General features: G+C 43.4%; 18 protein-coding genes. 6 read left to right on the top strand and 12 right to left on the bottom strand.

From position 1 onward, the window contains the following. Positions 1–241 precede the first annotated feature (241 nt). Positions 242–607: a winged helix-turn-helix transcriptional regulator gene (locus SU60_RS08540; RefSeq protein ID WP_041155148.1), complete on the top strand. Its 366-nt coding sequence runs from the start codon at positions 242–244 to the stop codon at positions 605–607. 102 nt (positions 608–709) lie between these two features. On the opposite strand, the gene SU60_RS08535 is transcribed toward SU60_RS08540, so the two are convergent. From SU60_RS08535 to SU60_RS08515, 5 genes are all read right to left on the bottom strand, one after another. Next, a complete protein-coding gene (locus SU60_RS08535; protein ID WP_041155147.1) occupies positions 710–1,249 on the bottom strand; it encodes a redoxin domain-containing protein in 540 nt (179 codons plus the stop codon). An 85-nt stretch (positions 1,250–1,334) separates the two neighbouring features. Continuing rightward, on the bottom strand, positions 1,335–1,991 hold the full coding sequence (locus SU60_RS08530; RefSeq protein ID WP_041155146.1) for a DsbA family oxidoreductase: 657 nt from the start codon (positions 1,989–1,991) through the stop codon (positions 1,335–1,337). Positions 1,992–2,067: 76 nt separating this feature from the next. Further along, a complete protein-coding gene (locus tag SU60_RS08525; protein WP_041155145.1) occupies positions 2,068–2,634 on the bottom strand; it encodes a carboxymuconolactone decarboxylase family protein in 567 nt (188 codons plus the stop codon). Positions 2,635–2,644: 10 nt separating this feature from the next. Further along, the gene (locus SU60_RS08520; RefSeq protein WP_041155144.1) at positions 2,645–3,229 is read right to left on the bottom strand and encodes an NAD(P)H-dependent oxidoreductase; all 585 of its coding nucleotides are present in this window, start codon (positions 3,227–3,229) and stop codon (positions 2,645–2,647) included. Between the two features lie 622 nt (positions 3,230–3,851). Continuing rightward, positions 3,852–4,682, bottom strand: a complete 831-nt coding sequence (locus tag SU60_RS08515; RefSeq protein ID WP_041155143.1) for a LysR family transcriptional regulator — start codon at positions 4,680–4,682, stop codon at positions 3,852–3,854. 169 nt (positions 4,683–4,851) lie between these two features. Between SU60_RS08515 and SU60_RS08510 the strand changes: the two genes are divergently transcribed. After that, positions 4,852–5,061 carry a hypothetical protein gene (locus tag SU60_RS08510; RefSeq protein ID WP_041155142.1) on the top strand — a complete coding sequence of 70 codons (210 nt, stop codon included), beginning with the start codon at positions 4,852–4,854 and terminating at the stop codon, positions 5,059–5,061. A gap of 554 nt (positions 5,062–5,615) precedes the next feature. Next, complete coding sequence (locus SU60_RS08505) at positions 5,616–6,377, top strand: alpha/beta hydrolase family protein (RefSeq protein WP_245228386.1); 762 nt, start codon at positions 5,616–5,618, stop codon at positions 6,375–6,377. 213 nt (positions 6,378–6,590) lie between these two features. Here SU60_RS08505 and SU60_RS08500 read toward each other — a convergent pair whose 3' ends face one another. After that, positions 6,591–7,397 carry a sulfite exporter TauE/SafE family protein gene (locus SU60_RS08500; RefSeq protein ID WP_041155141.1) on the bottom strand — a complete coding sequence of 269 codons (807 nt, stop codon included), beginning with the start codon at positions 7,395–7,397 and terminating at the stop codon, positions 6,591–6,593. Between the two features lie 123 nt (positions 7,398–7,520). Between SU60_RS08500 and SU60_RS08495 the strand changes: the two genes are divergently transcribed. Continuing rightward, positions 7,521–8,315, top strand: coding sequence for an AraC family transcriptional regulator (locus SU60_RS08495; protein ID WP_041155140.1), 795 nt, complete (start codon positions 7,521–7,523; stop codon positions 8,313–8,315). A 298-nt stretch (positions 8,316–8,613) separates the two neighbouring features. Here the strand turns inward: SU60_RS08495 and SU60_RS08490 are convergent, their stop codons facing one another. From SU60_RS08490 to SU60_RS08465, 6 genes are all read right to left on the bottom strand, one after another. Continuing rightward, entirely contained in the window at positions 8,614–10,725 is a 2,112-nt protein-coding gene (locus tag SU60_RS08490; protein ID WP_041155139.1) for a type I secretion system permease/ATPase, read from the bottom strand. Between the two features lie 12 nt (positions 10,726–10,737). Further along, a complete protein-coding gene (locus SU60_RS08485; protein WP_041155138.1) occupies positions 10,738–12,651 on the bottom strand; it encodes a bifunctional diguanylate cyclase/phosphodiesterase in 1,914 nt (637 codons plus the stop codon). 5 nt (positions 12,652–12,656) lie between these two features. Beyond that, positions 12,657–13,361 (bottom strand): transglutaminase-like cysteine peptidase, encoded by a 705-nt coding sequence (locus tag SU60_RS08480; RefSeq protein ID WP_041155137.1) that lies wholly within the window; start codon positions 13,359–13,361, stop codon positions 12,657–12,659. Between the two features lie 114 nt (positions 13,362–13,475). Next, positions 13,476–14,867 carry an HlyD family type I secretion periplasmic adaptor subunit gene (locus tag SU60_RS08475; protein ID WP_041155136.1) on the bottom strand — a complete coding sequence of 464 codons (1,392 nt, stop codon included), beginning with the start codon at positions 14,865–14,867 and terminating at the stop codon, positions 13,476–13,478. Positions 14,868–15,009: 142 nt separating this feature from the next. Further along, positions 15,010–16,239, bottom strand: a complete 1,230-nt coding sequence (locus SU60_RS08470; RefSeq protein ID WP_041155135.1) for a sigma-54-dependent transcriptional regulator — start codon at positions 16,237–16,239, stop codon at positions 15,010–15,012. 12 nt (positions 16,240–16,251) lie between these two features. Continuing rightward, positions 16,252–18,192, bottom strand: coding sequence for a sensor histidine kinase (locus SU60_RS08465; protein WP_415679428.1), 1,941 nt, complete (start codon positions 18,190–18,192; stop codon positions 16,252–16,254). A gap of 41 nt (positions 18,193–18,233) precedes the next feature. Here SU60_RS08465 and pdxH point away from each other — a divergent pair, with 41 nt between their 5' ends. Together pdxH and SU60_RS08455 are read left to right on the top strand one after the other, a co-directional pair. Then, entirely contained in the window at positions 18,234–18,869 is a 636-nt protein-coding gene (gene pdxH / locus SU60_RS08460) for a pyridoxamine 5'-phosphate oxidase (RefSeq protein ID WP_041155134.1), read from the top strand. Between the two features lie 487 nt (positions 18,870–19,356). Continuing rightward, positions 19,357–20,163: an AraC family transcriptional regulator gene (locus tag SU60_RS08455; RefSeq protein ID WP_041155133.1), complete on the top strand. Its 807-nt coding sequence runs from the start codon at positions 19,357–19,359 to the stop codon at positions 20,161–20,163. The last annotated feature ends 385 nt before the right edge of the window (positions 20,164–20,548 follow it).

Here is a 20,548-nt window from a genome sequence, read left to right as displayed (position 1 = left end):
CCAACTAAACTGATTAATGCAACCTTCTTTTGGCTGCTGTTATTTTTCGGGGGGAATGGCAGGTTACTAGAAGCATACTGGTTGCATTCAATCTCTAGGTAACTAAAATATACCGCAAGACTCTCGCCATTAGGTGCCCACTCTTACACCTAATTCGCTGAGCGTATTCAATAACTCTGAGTGACGTTTTTATTGTCAGTGCTGATAAGTTACGTTACTTCTCAAAATGACGCGGGGCTGTATGAAAGCACAAGTTAAAGTTGACCCAAAAGGGCGTAAGAGCGTTGTTGATGCTTGTACCGAGCCTTGTGCGATCGAAAAAGGCATGAGGATTTTGGGCTCCAAATGGAAGGGCTCCATCATCTACCATCTGAAAGATGGCCCTGTGAGATTCAATGATCTTTCAAGAATGTTGGGTGGTGCAAGCAAGAAGATGGTCGACCAGCGTCTAAAAGAACTAGAAAGTGAGAACATGGTAATACGTCGTGTGCTCAATGAAAAACCGCTGGCAGTCAGTTACGAACTCACCGAGTTTGGGCGCAGTGCGTTAACGATTCTCGATGCATTGAGAAAATGGTCAGAAAGCAACAATGTGCAACTCAAATAATGAATGTTCCGCTTAAATAGCGTGAGTGACCTTCATCACTTCCCTTTTATAACGTAGCAAGGCAACCTAAACAGTTGCCTTGTCGTATTTCAAACTGGAGGTTCAGTAGTCTAGTGTGCCACGGATAGGGTAGTGGTTTTCTGGGTTACGAATCCATGCCAAACCTCGGGTCAGTGCACCGAGCTCTGGTCTTACAAACGGGTTATTAGATAGGTCAACCACGTGTAGGTTGCCGTGCTCATTGACCACAAACAACCCCGGCTCTGCAAAGTTATGGTCGGTTTCAGCTTCGGAGCGTGGTAGCGATATGTAGAGCCCTAAAATCTTCATTTGTTGCTCAGTAAGACCATAGGCGATTGGAAAACTGATATCGAGCTTTTCTAGGTGTTGCTCCAATTGTTGCTTCGAGTCACCAGAGACAGCCAGAATATCAACGCCCGCCTCAATAAAGGCCTGTTTATAGGTCTCAATTTCATTGAGGTACTTGGTGCAAAGTGGACAGTGTTTACCACGATAGACAAAAACTGCTTGCCATGTTGCATCACCTTGAGGTTGACCTAACTTGACTTTGGTTCCATCAAGCTTTGTTGCCTCTATTGTAGGAAAAACGTCATCCGCTTTTAGTTTTTGTGAGTATGTCATCTGGGCTCCTGAGATTGAGGTCAGAACTAGTTAGAAAAAGATAAGACACTAAGAAATAAGTTGCAACCAGTGTACTTTTAGTAACCTAGTACTGATTCGCCTGAGCCATTAACTCAGCTAAGATCTGTTTGTAACCTTCCACTGGATGCGCACCAGAAACACCATGTTCCCCATTGAAAATCACCGTTGGCACACTCGATACGCCCATTTTTTGCCATTGTTTCTCTGTACTACGGACTGAGCTTCGTCGCTGCACATCATCTAGCCAACGTATTCCTTCTTCGGGGTCAAGATCTACAGCAATTAGCTCTTGCTTAAGAATCTCGCGGTCAGAGACGTCTTTCTGCTCACTGAAAAAGGCGGTAAATAAACGCAATTTTAGTTCAGTTTGCTTGCCCATACTCTTGGCGTAATCAAGTAAAAGGTGTGCGTCAAATGTGTTCACCATCTTCATGTCATCAAAGTAGTTAAACTTGAAGCCATGCTCCGCACCAATACTAGCGATACGAATACGCGCGTTTTTACTTTCCTCTGCGCTACTGCCATATTTACGAGCAACGTGATCTCGAAGGTTTTCACCTTCGGCAGGCATATCAGGGTTCAGTTCAAAAGGCTGCCACTCAATCTCGACCCGATCTTCAATGCCAAGCTGTTTGATTGCTGCATTTAAATGGTTATATCCAATGATGCACCACGGGCAGACAACATCACTAATAATGTCGAGCTTAATTGTATTATTCATATAAGTTTCCTACTCAAAGCACTGTGCTCACGCGTCAAACAGTGCTTTGCTTTGCGTTTGCTATCTTTGACTAAGTTTAACGTTCGCTAGGATGCGTCCACGCAAACTTCTGGAATGGTGCATCGGGTTCAGTATGTGCCAATGCATTAGTGAAGTTTGAGATAAGCTTAGCAGCCAGACCAGTCAGCACTTCCAGCGCTTGACGTTTAGTAAATCCAGCGTCGAAGAATGCTTGCAGTTTTTCATCACCGATATGACCACGGTTATCGAGCAGTGCCTTGGTAAAATCATGCAGTACTTGTAGCTTGGCATCAGGAATGACGGTGCCTTCACGCAATGCTTCAATCACGTCATCTGGCATTTTGCCCGCCTTCATCATCCATGTATGACCAGGAACACAGTAGTGACAGTTATTTTCAAAGTTTGCGGTCATAAAGACCACCTGCTGCTCCAATGGACTGAACGTTGTGTTTTTCATAAACAGGTCGAAGGCTGTGTTGTATGCCTCGTAGGTTGCCGGCGCTTCGGCGAGAACGGCGTGCAGGTTTGGCAGCATACCGAAGCCTTTTATTGACTGAGCGACCAGTTCTTTAGACTCGTCAGGGGCCGTTTCTGCATTGTAGTAAGTAAATTCAGTGCTCATGACTACCTCCTTAGAAGTGTGCGTCTAGATGGGCTTCAAAGCGAGCAAAGTCGTTCTCAATGTCTGCGTTTTTCATCACGTCGTAGCAAGCAAAGGTTGGCAGTGCCGTCATGCCAAAGAAGCGGAAGTTTGCGTGCATGTGGAACATCAAGTCATCCACACTGCGACCTTGGAATAAGTATTCGCTATCATCATTAAATGACCCTTCTGGCGCATTGAATGTGAAAGAAAGCATGTATTTGGTATTGGTACGAGTGCCGCCTGTTCCATAATTTTTCTTTGGTTCTTCTGGCGTTCTGCCATCAAAGGCACAGAGCGCACCTCCCATCCCCGCAGTGAATACTTCATCCATGTATTTCTTGAAAGACCATGGGATGGTCATCCAATTGACAGGTGACTGTAGGATCACTCGATCTGCCCATTCAAAGTTCGCCAGTTGCTCGTCAACGACGATGTCATCTTGCATTGTGACAACGCGAACTTCGTGACCCTTTGATTCTAACTGGGTACGAGCTTTTTCAACTAAAGCCGTATTGAGTTTGCCTTCAGAAAATGGAGATGGTTCGTGTGCGTTAATGATTAGGACGTTACTCATGATATTAACCCTTCAATATTTGGATGTTTACAAAGCGAATAATGATTTCGCTGTCTTGCGGTTTATTATGGTTACCTGCATCCCTAGTGCAATTAGTTAACTTTTAGTAACCACCATGAAGGTCGATTAAAACAACATTAAGTCATTGTTTAATATCAGGCATTTAAAATGGAAATAGTTCAGACATTGTGGCCGTCAGTACCTCGTTCATTGCCTTATGCCCGATGAAGTTCTGCCATATTCACCGAAACTGTAAGATCTGATATGAGCTACTACAAACACAACCAAACGGATGTTACTAAGGACCGACTGGACTAGTTTTTGGGGAGCAGGTCACTTATCTGAAGTTATCCGAACTGTGCAGTCTGAAACGCAATCCCGAACTCGAAATTGTCCAAAGATGTGTCTGTACGAACATTCGCAACACGTTCTTAGCATCATCAGATTGGGTGACAACAGCGATAGCTCTAACCACCTCTAAACAAGTTCTCGTTCAAAAATAATAAGAACAGACTATATACTTGTATAGCGTGCGTTGTTATAAAATCGCGAAAAATTCCTGGTCTTTGGTTTTAAAATATCAGAGCGGTCTGGGTGCCGTACTTTACATAATCAATGGCACTTATCGACTCAAAATACTGTCCAATTCTGCTCGAATGAAAGCTGAGATCTCGGCCAATTTTCTCGGCAGTGGATTTTGATAAGGGTAAGCGATATACATCGAACTTTCCGTATCGAAAGTGTCCACAATATGGATATGCCTATCTATGTGGCTATCTTTCATAAGATAATTTGGAATGACGCCAACACCGATTCCTCTAGCAACAAAGTTCATTAAAATGGATGTATTATCAACTTCAATGACATCATTGTAATTCTCTTTTATCAACTCTTTGCACGAGTGGTTTTTATATATGAGTAAAGTTTTATTTTTAGTATCGTCAATTTTTGATATTAAAACATCGTTATAATTTGCTACTTTATGTGCAATTAATGCATCATCAACAACGTTATTAAGTCTAATTGCCATGTCTACATTGCTTTCTAATAAGTTTTCAATGCTATTACTTGAGGATATTTCAAAGTTAACAGCAGGATATCGCTCTTTAAGGCCTTTTAGAACCTCACCAAAAATAGAAGAGGCTATCGAATTAGGCATTGTTATTTTAAATTTTCCACTAATGCAATCACTCAGTGATTTTGCTCTGTAATTCAATTCTTGTAAATTATCTAAAGCTTCGATGGCAAGTTCTTTGATGCTTTCACCATGATCAGTCAGAACAAGTTTTCTTGTTGTTCGATGAACGAGCGTAACCCCAAGCTGTTTTTCTAGGTTTGCCAGTTGACGGCTTACTTGAGCCTTTGACTTTCCAAGCTCCTTTGAAGCCTCCGTCAAAGAAAGATGCTTACAAATTGCTGCAAAGCAGATTAGCTCATTGTTCATCAATTCCATGATTGTTACCTATTTGCAACTCTGAGTCACGTTGTCTTTTAAATGCCCGTTAAGTATAACTAGCTTTTGTCGGATGATGAAAGTTATATTTTTATAATTATTGATATTATTAATTATTTTTATGTGTTTTTAAATATTTATATAACCTAATAAAAGCAGAGAGTAAACTATGAAAGAAGAAGTTATAAATAAGAAGAAGTATAGATGTTATCGCGAATTTATTATAACCATGATAAATAGTGTTATTCAGTATTACACAAAAGTGTTTGTTACTCTATTTGGTGATGAAATGATAATTCGCCACAGAAAGAATAATATTAATTTACCAAGTAAAGATGAGCTTAGTGAGCACATGAAACGAGATCTTGGTTTAGATTGATTAGCTGTTTCTACTGCAGAGTTGCAACTGAGACCTGTAAACTGTTCCTTATCTAGTAGCTTTGGACTCTGAGCTAGGTTACTCATCCTCCCTATAGTTATTCGAAAATTGCAAATTTAGTAAAACGGCTAGCACGTTTTTCTCAAGAGTTATGCTGGCGCAGTTCATAGCAAACACTTGCTTTAGATTACTCGACTCCTAGTAACTTTATTGCTATGTTTCGCATAATAAATGGAGAATCTCCTGCGCGTTATTGTTTCCAGATGCCGTGCAGAACAATGTGTTGGTCGGCTGAGGGCAAAATGAAAGCCAAGATAATGATGTCGTTTCTAGTCGCTATATCATGTTTCAGTGTAAGTGCGAAGGAGCCGAAATATCATTCTGCGCTAACAGTCAAAACGGTATTCAGTGAAGAGAGAAGCAAGCCTGTAGAAGTCTACTACTGGTATCCTACGACGAGCGAAAAAACCAACTTCACGTTTGGTAGGGGTAACATTTTTAAATCAGTGGAAACACAGTTAGATGCCCCTTTAGCTAGTGGAAAATTTCCCGTTGTGCTTTTGTCACAGGGCGGAACACGGTCAGCGTTTTCCCACAATGGTTGGATAGCCTCAAGCCTGGCGCAACAAGGTTATGTCATTATTATCCCCAAGCCTCCTGAACCGAACGAAATCAGTGCGGAAATGGCTGTTGATGAAATCAGATTCAGAACCAGTGATTTGGTGCTTGGGCTGAACGAATTAAGTTCGGTCGGGATACTGTCCGGAGGCGTAGATACTGATAAAGTGCAGGGGGTCGGCTTTTTTCTGGGCGGCACATCTATGCTGATGCTCTCCGGAGCACAAATAAGCCCGGAAAAATACCGAACATCGTGTCACGATGACACCAATATCGACTGTCATTGGTTACGTGAAAATAACGTTGATATTACCAACATCCCGGATCAAAAATTCCCCCGATTTCAGTCTGAAAACAGACTGAAATCCGTCGTCGTTATCGACCCAGAGCTAACGAAAACCTTTGCCCCTGAAACGCTGGCGTTGATGAACAATGCCATCACCGTGGTGACGCTTTCTGCTCAGCAACATCCCGCACTGATACCTGCTGAATCACTCGTTACTCTTCCCAATGTAACACTTCAAGAGATTCCCAGTGCGACTCAGTTTAGTGCGTTCGCAGAATGTACTGAACGTGGCATTAAAATTCTCACATCAGAAGGGGAAGAAGCACTTTGCCAGGAGCGTGACGAGGTTTCCAGACAGGACAATCACCAGAACATTTTGGATGTAATTCTGGCTAGGTTAACAAAGTCATAAGAATAGCAGACAATGCGGAGCTTTCTTACGCATTGTCTGCTTGAACCAGCAAAGCGTGGTGTAAGTTTTTGCGTTTTTAATGGCTTGCCTCGACTCTAAAATTAGTTACGCCTTTAAGCACAACACGATAATCATCAAATAAATAATGGATGTGCAACAGCAGGTTGTCCCTACATCATATTGTAAGACCTGCTGATGACAGTATTATTTGCCCTAATTAAGTACCTGTACCAACATTTTGAAACTTAGAAGAACACACAAAATACCAACGATCTTCTTAAGAACATTATTTGGGAAATACTCTGCGCAACGTACTCCGAGGCTAGTAGTTAAGTAGCTGCTAATGGAGAAGCTGATCATTGCAGGAAGGTATATATATCCTAATACTAAGTTGTTCCAATCTGTATTTTCCCATCCGTTTAACATGTATCCGAGGCTTCCAGATAGCGCGATAGGGAAGCCTATCGCAGCAGATGTGCCAATAGCACGTTTTACCTCAAAATTTTGCTGGACAAGGTAAGGGATGATCAAGCCCGCACCGCTTATAGAGACAAGTGCTGATACAGAGCCAATGACAGAGCCTACCGTGACATTACCTATGGCCCCATGTGGATTTGGATTGTACTCATGCTCAGTGTTAAGAAACATTTTATAAGCTATATACAACATGAATACGCTGAAAAATCCTGCCAGATAGACTCCCTGTAGATACGATGCCACGAATGTCGCACAAAATGTTCCGACTAGAACTCCGCTCAACATTTTTATCACCATTATCGAGTCAACATTCTTTTTTTTGTAGTGAGCGCGCATGCTACCCAATGTTGTAATAATCATCGAAGCCATCGATGTCCCTAACGCAAGATGGACCACTTCTGTATCAGCTATTCCCTGTATTGAAAACAGAAGCGCAAAAATAGGGACGGCCATTCCTCCACCACCTACACCAACGAGTCCAGCAAGAAAGCCAATGCCCAAACCTGCTGTAATGTAATAGATAATAAAAATAGGTTCGTTCATGGTGGCTCTGCCTTCGATAAAAGTGGTCGTTGTTCAGATGTTACTCGAACGCTAACTTGCTATGGTAACGTTAAGGGGACAGAAAATAATGAATATTGGCCAAAATGGAATTCAGTAAATAAAATGACAAATTGTGATTATAGTGAATGGAAAAATGGAGCCTCGCTGATCGCTAAGGAGTGGCAGCATGAACGGACTGACTTCAATCATTTGGATCAACGGCCGCATAATTGGCACAGTCATCATCGAGGCCAGCTACTGTGTATAGATGAAGGGCTAATACAGGTAAAAACCGATGAAGGGACTTGGATACTACCACCTCACCGAGCTGGTTGGATCCCCCCAGGTGCGATGCACAGTGTCTATTTTTGTGGTTCTCTGAAAGGCCGTTCATTACTGTTTACTCCTGAGAGTTGTGAGCCGTTTCCAATGAGACCTTGTGTGATCCAAATGAGCGATGTTTTGAAAGTTTTATCGATTAGGGCATCGATATGGAGCAAAACAGACGATCTATCTACACAGTGTTTACATATTCTTTCCGTAATATCCGATGAAATTGTCAGTAGCCCTCATGAGTCACTCTACATCCCATTACCCAAAGACCCTAGATTGCAAAAAGTCACTCAAGCAATTTTAATAGACCCAAACAGCAAACACTCTGTCGAGCATTGGGCAAATATCGGGGCATTCTCATCTCGGACGTTAAGACGATTGATTCGAAGTGAGTTAAACATGAGTTTTAGTGAATGGCGGCAACAAGTACTGCTAATACACTCGTTAGAAATGATGGCAAGCGGAGAATCGGTAGGAGAGGTTGCACATGCTTTGGGTTATTCGACGCCCAGTAACTTTATCGCTATGTTTCGTCGGGTCTATGGCGATTCACCTACGCGTTACTTTTCGAATCGTGGCATATAGTTACCAAGAGCTTACCTTAATCAGTTTTGTTTTTATGTACTGAGGTTTACATACATTAACTAATCTAACACAGGCAAGTTAGCTTTTTGTTTCTAGCTTATTTCCGTACAAAAGTGTGCCAGAACCAAAACATGCAGTGACATTCAGTCTGAGAAAAGTTTCAAGCTCTCATGTACTAGTTACGAATTTATTGTCAGAATTCGATCTTAGTTGTTCACCAACATTTGCTATAAAAAAGCCCTCAAACTTGCACTGAAGTGAGGGCTTGATTGATATCATGCAAAATAGAGAGACGATGTTAATCTGCTCGTACTTTCCCTTGTTTCAAATCGTTCAAGATCTTGCTTTTTGGACCATCGGCGATGATGCTGCCTTTTTCCATAACAATGACACGATCGACAATATCGAGCATGGCCGTTTTATGCGTGATGAGTATCAGCGTTTCACTCGGTTTGAGCTGAGCCAACTGGTGCTTTATATGCATTTCAGAGCGGTTATCCATCGCACTGGTTGGCTCGTCCAGCAACAGTACTGGCGGTCTGCCCACGAACGCACGTGCAATCGTTACGGCTTGGCGCTGGCCACCCGAGAGCAGGGCACCACCTTCTCCCACCTGACGTTCTAATCCTGCGGGATCAGATTGTGTAAAGGCGGTGACACCGGCACGGTTTGCTGCATCCATCACATCACGATCATCTGTCAGTGGACGACCTAAAGTAATGTTATCGCGAATGGAACCAAAGAACAGGTTCGGATCTTGAGGGACACAGCCAATATTGCGGCGAATATCAACGTGATGTAGCTGAGCAATATCGGTTTCATCTATGCGGACATGACCTTCCGTTGGTTGGTACAATCCCATTATGAGGCGCTCTAATGTGGTTTTACCTGAACCTATACGTCCAATAATGGCCACTTTTTCGCCAGGCTCTATCGTCAGGCTCAAATCACGAATCGATGGGACTGGCGCATTGGGATAGTGGAAAGTCACGTGTTCTAGCTCAATCTTACCTTGAATGATAGGACGGTGGATGTAACGCTTGCCTTCTTCCTGTTCATCAGGCATTTGCATCACTTGGTGGATGATGGTCATGGATGATTTTGCTTGATTATAGCGCGTAGAAAGTAATGAAAGTTGTACCAGCGGACCAATAGCGCGACTGCTTAACATGGTCGCTGCAATCAACCCCCCCATCGTGAGCTCACCCTCAGCGATGAGGTAAACACCTAAAATGATCATCCCTACGCTACAGCTCTGTTGTACAAATCCGGCAGAGTTTTGGATGCTATCAGTAATGCGGCGGCTCTTAATGTTCCAGTTTGCCATGTGCGCGACCGCCTCTTCCCAACGATATTGGAATTGGCTCTGCGCACTGAGCATTTTTACGGTTTCAAGTCCTGCTAAGCTTTCGATCAGGTTGGCGTACTTCTGTGAAGCGAGACGAGAACCTTCTTCTATCGAGCGTCTTAACGGTCCCTGAATGATTAAAGAATGAATCACCAGCAGCACGACACCAACTAGAGGGACGAGAACAAGGTTGCCAGTCATTAGCCAGATAATAAACAAAAATAGTAGGGCGAATGGCAAGTCAATCAGCGCACTGATCGTTGCTGAAGTGAAGAATTCTCGAATCGACTCAAACTCTTGTAAATGCCGTGCAAAAGCACCAACAGAAGGCGGTTTAGACTCCATACGAATCCCCATCACTTTACTAAACAGTTTGGACGAGATCAGTATGTCGGATTTTTTCCCCGCGACATCGATAAAGTAATTTCGTAATGATTTGAGTATAAAGTCAAAGGCGAAGACAACAAAAATACCACTGGCTAAGACCCACAAGGTTTCAAACGCAAGGTTTGGAACGACTTTGTCATACACCAAGCGTGTAAACATTGGCGCTGCGATAGCAAAAATATTGATGAGTATTGAGGCGATAAATACATCGCGATAGATTCGTTTTGATTGCCACAGCGTGGACCAAAACCAGTGCCCCTGTTTCGTGTCGAGAACTTCAGGTGAGCGCTCATCGAAACGGAATTGTTTCTTAACTAAAAAGTAGCGACCTGAGTACTGCGCTTGTAATTCTTTCAACGGAATGGAGATTGGCACAATGCCGCTTTCCATGGTGGTGATTTCAGCCTCTTGCGTCTCATGATTGATGCTGTTTAGTACGCAAGAGTCTCCGTCATTCAGAACCAATATCGCGGGCAGAATTAAGCTGGAGATATTCTCCAGCTCTGAGCGGTTTTCTTTGGCGACCAAGCCCGCTCTTTCTGCCGCTCTAGGAAGCAAAAACGGGGTAAGTTTGCCCTCTGATAGAGGGAGCCCATTAACCAGAGCTTCTGGTGAATTCGCCAGTCCATAGTAACGACTAACGTAGATAAGCGAATTCAGTAAAGGGTCTTGCATCGTTGAAGCCTTTTATTCTTTGTCGACAATAAATCCTTGGAATACTTCTACAAAGTGTTCGTTGAGGAAGTCCAATTGGATTTGAGTTTCGATACGCGATGCAATGGTCGTAATACCTAAATTATGAGCAGTACGCGAAATCGACGTTAAGGTGAATTTCTGTTTTTCGTCGTTTAAGTTATGGGTAAATAGATAGTCGAGTTTGACGTAGTTGGGACGAAACTCGTGAATGTACTCAAGCGAGTGGAAATTGCGGCCATAATTATCCACTCCGAATACTGCGCCTGCTTGACGAATGGCGTTACACAATAGGGCAGTGTGGTGTGGGTGTTCAATAAAGCATTCTTCGGGGATCTCAAAGTGCAGCTGCGAGACAACGTCGGCATGTTTTGCCAAGGTATTGGTTGCCCAACGAATGAAAGAAGGTTGAGCAATACTACTATGAGCAATATTGATTGCGACGGGATCAGTCTGTTCACCACTTTCAATCATTTTGATCATGGATTCAATCACATACTGGTCAAAAATGTTGGTCGCATTTAATTGCTCTAAAGCAAACAAATACTGGTTGGCACGGAAGGTTTCACCATCCTTTTGGATGCTTGAAAAGACCTCGTTATGAAAAACTTTGCCCCAAACATTTTTGGCAGATTGGAAACGGAAGTTCACCCAGCCACTGTGGATCGCTTCTTCGACCAATGCTTTCCACTGCTGTTTACCCATGAGGTTCGATGGCGATTCACTACCGATAAATCCGTACAATTTATCCGGTTCCGCTTTTGCTTTCGACAGCGCGTTATCCACCATCGATAGCACATCAGAGCGACTTCTGTGCTCTTTACTGTGAGCGACACCCAGAGCGGCTTTAGGTTTAGCAAGTCCGGTAGGATCAGTATTTAAGCCATTGACGCAGTTCATAATACTGTCGGCAACGATACGCAGTTCGCTTTCATCCATGTGCGGGAAGAGCAGACCGAATTCGTCACTGGAAAGGCGAGCGATGGTTGCTCCTGGAACATCAATGGTATTTTTAAGACGTTGGGAAAGCTCTTTTACGTGCGCATCGGCGCGTTGATAGTCTTTGGTTTCGTATATATCGCCGATGTATTCAGCATGAAGCAACGCGATACCGCCTTGGGTTTCCTCAGCCAGCCATTGATCCACTTGGTTTAGATAAAACGAACGGTTACCCAACTTAGAAATTGGATCGAGGTAAGCTCTCGCGCGAAGTAGTCGTGCCTCGTTGGCCTGCTCTCTGAATGATTGTTCAATCTGAGCCGACATGATGTTTATACCATCAACGACAGCGATCAGATCTTGCGTTTTAGGACGAGTCAGAGGTTCACCGAACTGGTTGTTTGCGATGTCCTTCATTTTCTGCACGATCTCTCTTAATGGTTTAAGCGATCGACGTAAGATGTATGAGATCGCAACTAACCCCGCTAAGAAAATGATACTGAACGCAGAAAGTAGGCCGACGAACCCCTTCCAAAGCTGTTCATAAGCGGCGCCCGGATGACTGATGATCTCAACTTCTGCCAGTTGCATCCATCCACTGGTGATGACCCGTTTATCATGAATCGCTTTAAACAGATTGAGGTTGATAAACCACTCTGGAACGGTGCTTGGCTTGATAGGATAAGAGCGCACAACCTGGTAGTCAGAGTCAAGCGAAGTGAGTCGAACAACGGAATAAGTACTGCCATCAAACAACGCGTTGATGACTGACTCGATCGCGACCTTATCGTTGTCCTTTAGGTAAGGCGCTAACGCCAAACCTACGGTGTTTATGGTGTTATTGACCTCTGAACGCTGCTGTTGCTCCAAGCTGGTTCGAGTAGTATTGAATTGGATTACGAATACGCATGTCATCAAGAGTACAAAGACCGTAACCATTCCCACTACTAGCTTTTTATATAGGGTCATGTTTCTCACTCGTCGTAGTTTATTTTAGGTTTATTTAACTGTAACTTACGCTCGCGCGAACGTAAGTCATTCCATAGGCTCAATCGTGATGATTTTCCAGCAAGCTCTCCATTGCCTGCAGAAGACTTAATTAACCACAAATTTGTACCATTAAAACTGTATATTGGTAGCAAGTCGCCACGTTTGGAGGCTCTCACAATCTCTGGGTTGATGTTGTCGAGGATCAGCGGTTCAGAGCTTGGGGTAGGGTAATAAGCCAAAACCATGTGAAACTGATTCAGTGCTATCGCTTTTACGTAGACCAAACGCATTTTTGTGTCTGGTATCCCCAACTCAAGCAACGAGAAGTATTTGGCGATGGTGAAGTCTTCACAATCTCCGCCATTACTGCCCAAAAACTCGAGTGGTGTCGCCCAGTAATCCGCCTTTCCCCACAGCTGAATATCATCAACAAAGTATAACTGGTTGAAAAAACTGTTAACGCCCGCAAGTTTGTCACGAGTCTCCATATTGTTTAAATGGGCAAGTTCCTTTCGCCATGTTTTGACGCGGATGCCCGCTCGTTCGCCATACACTCGTGTGACTGCATTCACCCATTGCTGCTCTTCTTTCGTCAATGGTGCGTTAGTATTGTTTTGCCCGTCACTTTGGAACGAAAAACAACTTAAACTGAGTATTAATGTAACTTTACGCTTCAATTTGGCTCGCATATTAGACTCATATCACAAGTGTACTCTTCCAATGGCGTAATTAGTTACAAGTAAGTGCTTTTTATTTAACCACTTATCGAGCGCTGTCGCACATTGTAAATGCTTTTGTGTGACTCACTCCTTCAAGGCGTTCGTTTTGGCTCTTAAAATCGGTTCAAGCAAATATTCCAAAACGGTTCGCTTCCCGGTGATGATATCGATTGAAGCGGTCATACCCGGGATAATCGGTAAATCCGCGTCTTGGCCAAAATTGGTTTTGTCTGTTCTGACGCGCACGATATAAAAACTGTTGCCGTCTTCATCTTGCGTGGTATCTGCACTGATGTGTTCCAACTTACCTTCTAGGCCCCCGTACTTAGTAAAGTCATAAGCGCTAAACTTAACAATGGCGTGGAGATCTGGGCGTAGAAATGCGATGTCTTTTGGCGCAATTTTCGCTTCGACGAGTAACGTGTCTTCGGTTGGCACAATTTCGACAATATCCATTCCCGGCTGTATAACGCCACCCACGGTGTTCACGTTCAAGGTTTTTATTTTGCCTGTGACGGGCGAGTTGACGACAGTTCGATTCACTCTGTCTTCCAGCCCTACGGCAGATTCTACTAATGCGGAAAGCTGGTCTTGGGCGTCATTAAGTTTTTCTTGCTGCTCTGAGCGAAACCTTAATGCGACATCCAGGCGTTTAAGCATCGCTTCTCTTATGGCGGATTTTAGAACGGGAATTTTCAGTTCACTTGATGTCATTTCGCGACGAGTGTCGTTTACTTGTCGCTGAAGTTTAAGTAGTTCCACTCGAGGTACGACACCTTCATCTGCGAGAGGTTTGGTGATATCCAGCTCTTTGTAGGCGTATTGATAGCTTTGGCGTAAGTTGCGTACTCGAGCTTCTATTTCGACCAAGTCTTGTTGTTTTTGCTGTACTTGCTGATCGATGACAGAAAGCTGACTTCTTAAATTATCCAAATTTTCTCGGTATTCTGCCTTCTGGCGTTGCGTGAGTTTCGGTTGACTCTCTTCGAGTGCCGGCGGGAAGGTGAGTTTGCCATAATCTAACACCACACTTTGTCGCCAGTCCTTGGATTCAAAATCACGGTTCACGGTCACACTGCTGATGGACGCAGACAGTTGCAGTACTGATGCTGTAAGGTTGGCCACTTGCTGTTCGCGCTCGCGATAGTCAGAACGAAAGCGAGTGTCATCAATCAACAGTAGCTGCTGACCTTTTTCAACCAGTTGGCCTTCTTTGACCAGGATTTCTTTAACCAAGCCACCTTCGAGATTTTGTACTACCTGGACTTGTGATGAAGGGATCACTTTGCCTTGACCAACCGTCACTTTGTCTATTTGTGCCCAAGATGCCCATGCAATGGCCGCAATAAAAAATAACATCATCACCCAGAGCATTAAGCGTGCACTGTGTGGCGTGTTGAGAAGCAACGCCGCCGTTTTATCATCGACGAAGTTCAATTCATTGTTGCTTAGCTTGCTGTAATTATCTCGGCTCATCTTACTTCTCTAATTTATGGCGACTGCTTACCCTTTTGATTCTATTTCCTTTACTGGTGTCTGTCAGCAACGACAGCCAATAATGATATGAAATTAGTGGTATTTTCTTCATTCTCGTTGGAGACAATGCTTCAACCTGTGATTAAAAGGCCTTGAATTTGGTTTTATCCAGTTGATGCTTTTTCAGTTTGTCGTACAAGGTTTTACGTGATACTTGTAATTCTAGTTGAACCTCTTTGAGTCTGCCTCTATGTCGTTGTAACGCATCAAACAACAGGCAATATTCAAAGTGCTCTGTGCGTTGAGTCATGCTTTGTATTTCAATGCTTTTTTCAGAGTTCCAATCTTCCATCCGAAAGTGCTCTGGTTTAAGTGCGCGAAGTTCAGCAAATTGCCGTAACTGTCGAATGTTTTCTGGCCAAGATAAGTTGGTCAACTGCTTTACTTCCTCTGAGCTGATATGAGGAGGTTGAAGTTGATATCGACTCGCGGCGTGACGAACAAAATGTTTGTAAAGAGGGCCGATATCTTCTTTCCGTTCATCAAGAGGAGGCAAGTGAATCAATGTTGCTAGTTGGTTCAGTTCTGTTTCGTGTATTCGAGTGGTCGCACCAAACACTCGCTCTAACCCCGGATGGTTAAGTAAGCGTTGCCATTGCGAAATCGATACGTGCTCTGCGCTATGCAAATACAAGCTGCAACGCTCTTTTCCCTGCGTCAAATGGTAGATGCTTTTGTCTAAGCCTTCGAGTGAAAGCTCGCATATGTCTTCGCCAGACGCTGCAATCAATTCGCTATCAGGAAGCGCATGGATATCATGAGCGAATTGTGCCGCTAATCTTCGTCCTGTGCCCTCTTGTCCGACAAAAATTAGAGGCCGCCTTTCAGGAGCGCTGATTAATGCTCGGCGAATGTCAACGATGGCTTGACTGTGCCCAATCATTTTGGGTCCAACATGCGTTTGCATATCGAGTTCTTTTTTCAACAAAATGTTTTCTTGCAACAGGCTGAGTTTATCGCTGGCCTTATGTAGGGAACTCAGTAATTGTTCCGTTGAAAACGGCTTTTCGAGAAAGTCATAAGCGCCACTTTTCATTGCTTCCACTGCTGTTTTGACGTCTCCGTGTCCCGTTAAAACGATAAATTGGAAGTGAGGGTTTTTACTGATAAGTGTTCGCATAAATTCCAAGCCGTTCATCACTGGCATGTGGATATCAGTAATGATGATGGCAGGTAAATTGGGGTCTATCTGACGTAACGCTTCGACAGCATTGGGAAAACAAGTTACATCCACCCCCTCGATGACAAGGGCTTGTGATACCGCATCTCGAATATGCGGTTCATCATCGACAAAGAAAACAGAATTATTCACCGTTGTTTTCCTTTATTGGTTATCTTTTCTATGTTTGTGGCTTTGTGCTGTTGCCATTGGCACGGTGACCACAAACGTCATGCCGGTAGGTTGATTTGACTCAAGATCGTAATGTTTGTGAGCGCTCAATGAACCTTGGTAGCTTTCTAGAATTCGCTTTGAGATGGTTAACCCAAGTCCTAGTCCTTCCGGCTTAGTGGTAAAAAATGGATCGAATATTTTATCTAGCGCTTTATCTGACATACTTGGGCCATTATCCGACACTAAGATGTCGCAATGCGATTCGTGGCATTGAACCGAAATAGAAATCACAGGATTGAGACTATGCCCATCCATCGCTTGTGCGGCGTTGTGGAATAGGTTGATCAATACTTGTTCTAACTCTACGCTGTGAATGGCTAATCTCAAATTATTATCTATATCGGGCACTTTCAATGTCACCCCTTGTTTGATTAATTTGTTGCTTAATATGCTGGTGGCGTTATGAACGGCATCGTGCAATATCGATACTTCATGATGAAATCCATGATCGGTTTTGCGGGTAAAGACTTTTAATCGTGCGATCACTTCTGCAATCGTATCATTGAGCATCAGCATCTTATCTAAATTATCTGCCACCATAGAATAGCGTTCCATGGTTAACAAACGCTGCGAGTTTTCCGTGAAGGTTTTTAATGCCGATAGAGGTTGATTGATTTCGTGGTTAATACTGGCAGAGAGTTCACCTAGCAGCGCGAGTTTGGCTGCTTGGGTCAATTCTTGTTGGGTTTGCTTCAGCTCTTCTTGGCTCTGCTCATATTGAAGGATCGTTTGCTGCAGTTTTTGGTTGGCTTCACTCAAAATGTGTGTTCGTTGGACGACTTTCTCCTCAAGTTCGACATTAAGGTTCGCTAGGCGGGCTTTATTGGCTAGCATTTGGAACCAAGCAAGGGCGATTAAGGCGAGCAGCGCATATAAAATTAAGTAAATCACGTCGGCTTGGATAACGGACGTAAGTACTGTGTTGTGATTAATAAACGCAATAACCCGAAAACCTTTGTCTAACAACGGCGATGCATAGGCGAGATAGTGTGGTGAAAGAATCAATTGATTATCAGTAAACGTTGATGCGTTTCGGTACCCTGTAAGCTCTCCATAATAGGCTGGTAAAGTATCGCCATACTGTCGGGTTTTGGTCAGTTCATCGACGGCGGCCGTGGAGAGTGGAAACAACGCTCGGTAACGCCACTGTGGTAGGCTGCTCATGAATACGACGTTATGTTTATCGGTGAGCAATACATCCGCTCCATTTTGCGCAAGTCGTTGTTCCAGTTGTTCTAGATTCACTTTTATTGTAATGACACCGATTATTTCGCCTTTTTTCCACAAGGGAGAGGAAAAGAAGTAACCGCGTTCGTTCGAACGAATACCTAACGCAACATATTGTGCGGCCTGTCCGCGGCGGGCAATTTGAAAGTACGGGCGAAAACTGAAATTCGAGCCAACGAATGAATCAGGCTGCAGATAGTTACTTGAAGCGATGACCAGTCCAGAACGATCGTGTACATAGATGGTGTCTGCCAGGCTTTGCGTCAACCAGTTGGCAAGTAATAGATTGAGCTCTTTAGACTCGGTGCCTTGTTTAATGGCTTGGATCAGGCGCGGGTCATGACTGAGAAGATTTGGGATTTGCTCAAATTTTGCGAGTTCGTAATCGACTTCCTGCGTGACTTGTGCGGCTTGACGTGTGAGCTTTTGTTGCCACTTATCGTGTTGGTAAGTTGTCGCGTACTGATGAGTAAATACAAGCCCTGTCAAACCAATGGTAAACAAGAGCATTAAAAAGTAGCGTACGGCTTTAGGGTTGAGTAAATTCACAGACGACTCACTGGTTTTTTGCGCTATGTTATCAAAATGTATTGACTGCTGCTGTGAGCCGTAACGACAACGAGAGATGTCCTTGTATTTAGCCATTATCAAGCGCACAATCGACAAAAAATTGTGAAGGAGTAAAGATGGAACTTGCTGATATTCGTAGAGAGTACACTAAAGGTGGGCTGCGTCGTAAAGATTTAAAAGCGGATCCGATTGAGCAATTCAATTTCTGGTTGGAGCAAGCGGTAGCGGCGGGATTAACTGATCCGACGGCAATGACGGTTGCGACCGTTGATGAACATGGTATGCCTTATCAACGTATCGTTCTACTGAAAAACGTCGATAAAAATGGATTCGTATTTTATACCAATTTAGGCAGTCGTAAGGCATTACAACTGGAACATAATCGAAACATCAGCCTTCACTTTCCTTGGCATCCGCTAGAACGCCAAGTCCACATTACGGGTACCGCAGAGAAGCTGACGGCGATGGAGAATATGAAGTACTTTACCTCTCGTCCGAAGGAAAGCCAGCTTGCTGCTATTGCCAGTAAGCAAAGTAGCCGTATTTCGGCTCGTGGGGTGTTAGAAGGCAAATTCCTAGAGTTGAAGCAGAAATTCGCCAAAGGTGAAATTCCAATGCCATCGTTCTGGGGTGGGTTCCGGATAAAACCCCAGAGTATTGAATTCTGGCAAGGTGGCGAGCACCGTCTACACGATCGCTTCTTATTCTCGCAGCATAATGGTGAGTGGGATATTGATCGTCTCGCTCCATAAGGCGTTCACTGAACAATCAATACCGCTCATTCGTAGCGGTATTTTTATTTGAGCACAGCAAACATAGTCTTCTCACCTATAAGTAGGTTCTTCCTTTATCCTTGATCATGCTTTCGCTATTTTAACGTCTATTACTGGCATAACGCCGTTAGGGTGGGGCGTGTCTGTGCTGTACATAGGCCAAATCGTCTTATTAAAGTGGCTGAATTGAACATTTAAGGATAATTTGATGAGGATCTTTGGCGATATGTTACAAAGATGCGCTGCTCGTTTATTATTATATTGTTTTATATAGGGAAATTGATTGTTCGTTGGCCGTAACTTAACCAGGCATGATCATCGTTCCGGAACAATGATCATGATGTTTTCCTTGATCATGTGGGTTTGATCGTGCTTGTTGAGAGGGGAGTAATTCCAAATTTTTGGCATAAAGTATATTATGCACTGATATACGCCTAGTGCATGATATGAAGGTATGAGATGAGTGATGTCAGATAACGTGAAAGCCCCGTTGCATAAAGGAAGCACGCTGCCTCGTCCAGCAGAACTTATTACACTTCCTTCTTATATGGAGTGTCACGATCATTCTTATACCCAGATCGTGATCGGTTTGAAAGGGCAGGCGGAGTTTGAAGTGCGTGGCCAGGGCAATTTAGTCGGTCCTGGGCAAGGATGTGTAGTGAGTGCCTGCTCTGATCATGCTTTCGGCGGCGTAATTCATCAATCGGATATTTTGGTATTGAATATGCCCAAACCGAGCAATGATGATCCCGAAATGTTGCAGAAACTCAATAATATAGAAAGGTCTCACCTTTATTTTCAGTTAGATGCTCAAATTCAGAAGCTGATCCAAATGCTGGTTCATGAGATGAACAATCATCCTGATGATCTACTGCTGAGCCGTGCTTGTAACGATACCGTGATTGCGTTAATGCAACGGCATATTTCGGCTTTTGAAACGGGTCGAAAGGAATCGCGTTTTGACCTGGAAGTGATAGATCGCTATATCGAACAGCATTTAAGTCACAAGATCAGTGTCGCTCAGCTAGCAGGACGAGTGTTTTTAGGCGAAAGTCAGTTTCATTGTTTGTTTAAAGAACAAATGGGGATCACGCCTCACCAGTATGTCTTGGGTAAGCGCATCGATATGGCTCGTGACTTAATAAAGCAAGGCAATCTTACTTTAGGTCAAATCGCGGAGTTTACTGGCTTCTCGAATCAAAGTACTTTCACACACACATTTACTCGTCTTCAGGGCCTGTCTCCTTCTCAATACAAGAAACAAGTCGGCTAAATTCTTCTCTGTGCTTTTTGACTTTTCAGGGGTAAATCATCTCGAAAGGTCAAAGGTGTTGTCTCCATTTGATAAAACCATTTAATTTATAAGGTCTATTTTGTGATCTTGGCCGTAGTTTGTTTGGGTCTGGGTCAACAAGTTGGTTAAACCCCCCATTTGTTCTGAAAAATACAATTCTATCGATAATTCAGAGAATAACCTTATTGATATTATTAATGTTTTGTTTTTTATTACCCATAAAAATTAAAATTTACAAAACAAAATATTACGTATTTGCATGTGATTGTGTGGATGTTTTGTTATAAAAGCGAGTTTTTAGCAAAAACTCCGTAGTTTTTGACAAGTATTATTGTCGGCCTCAAAATACACTCCAGCCATTGAT

The sequence above is a fragment of the Vibrio mytili genome (genome assembly GCF_000830505.1).
Classification (GTDB): domain Bacteria; phylum Pseudomonadota; class Gammaproteobacteria; order Enterobacterales; family Vibrionaceae; genus Vibrio; species Vibrio mytili.
The sequence above is the reverse complement of the archived record's forward strand: the minus strand, read 5'-3'. Positions and strand labels throughout refer to the sequence as shown.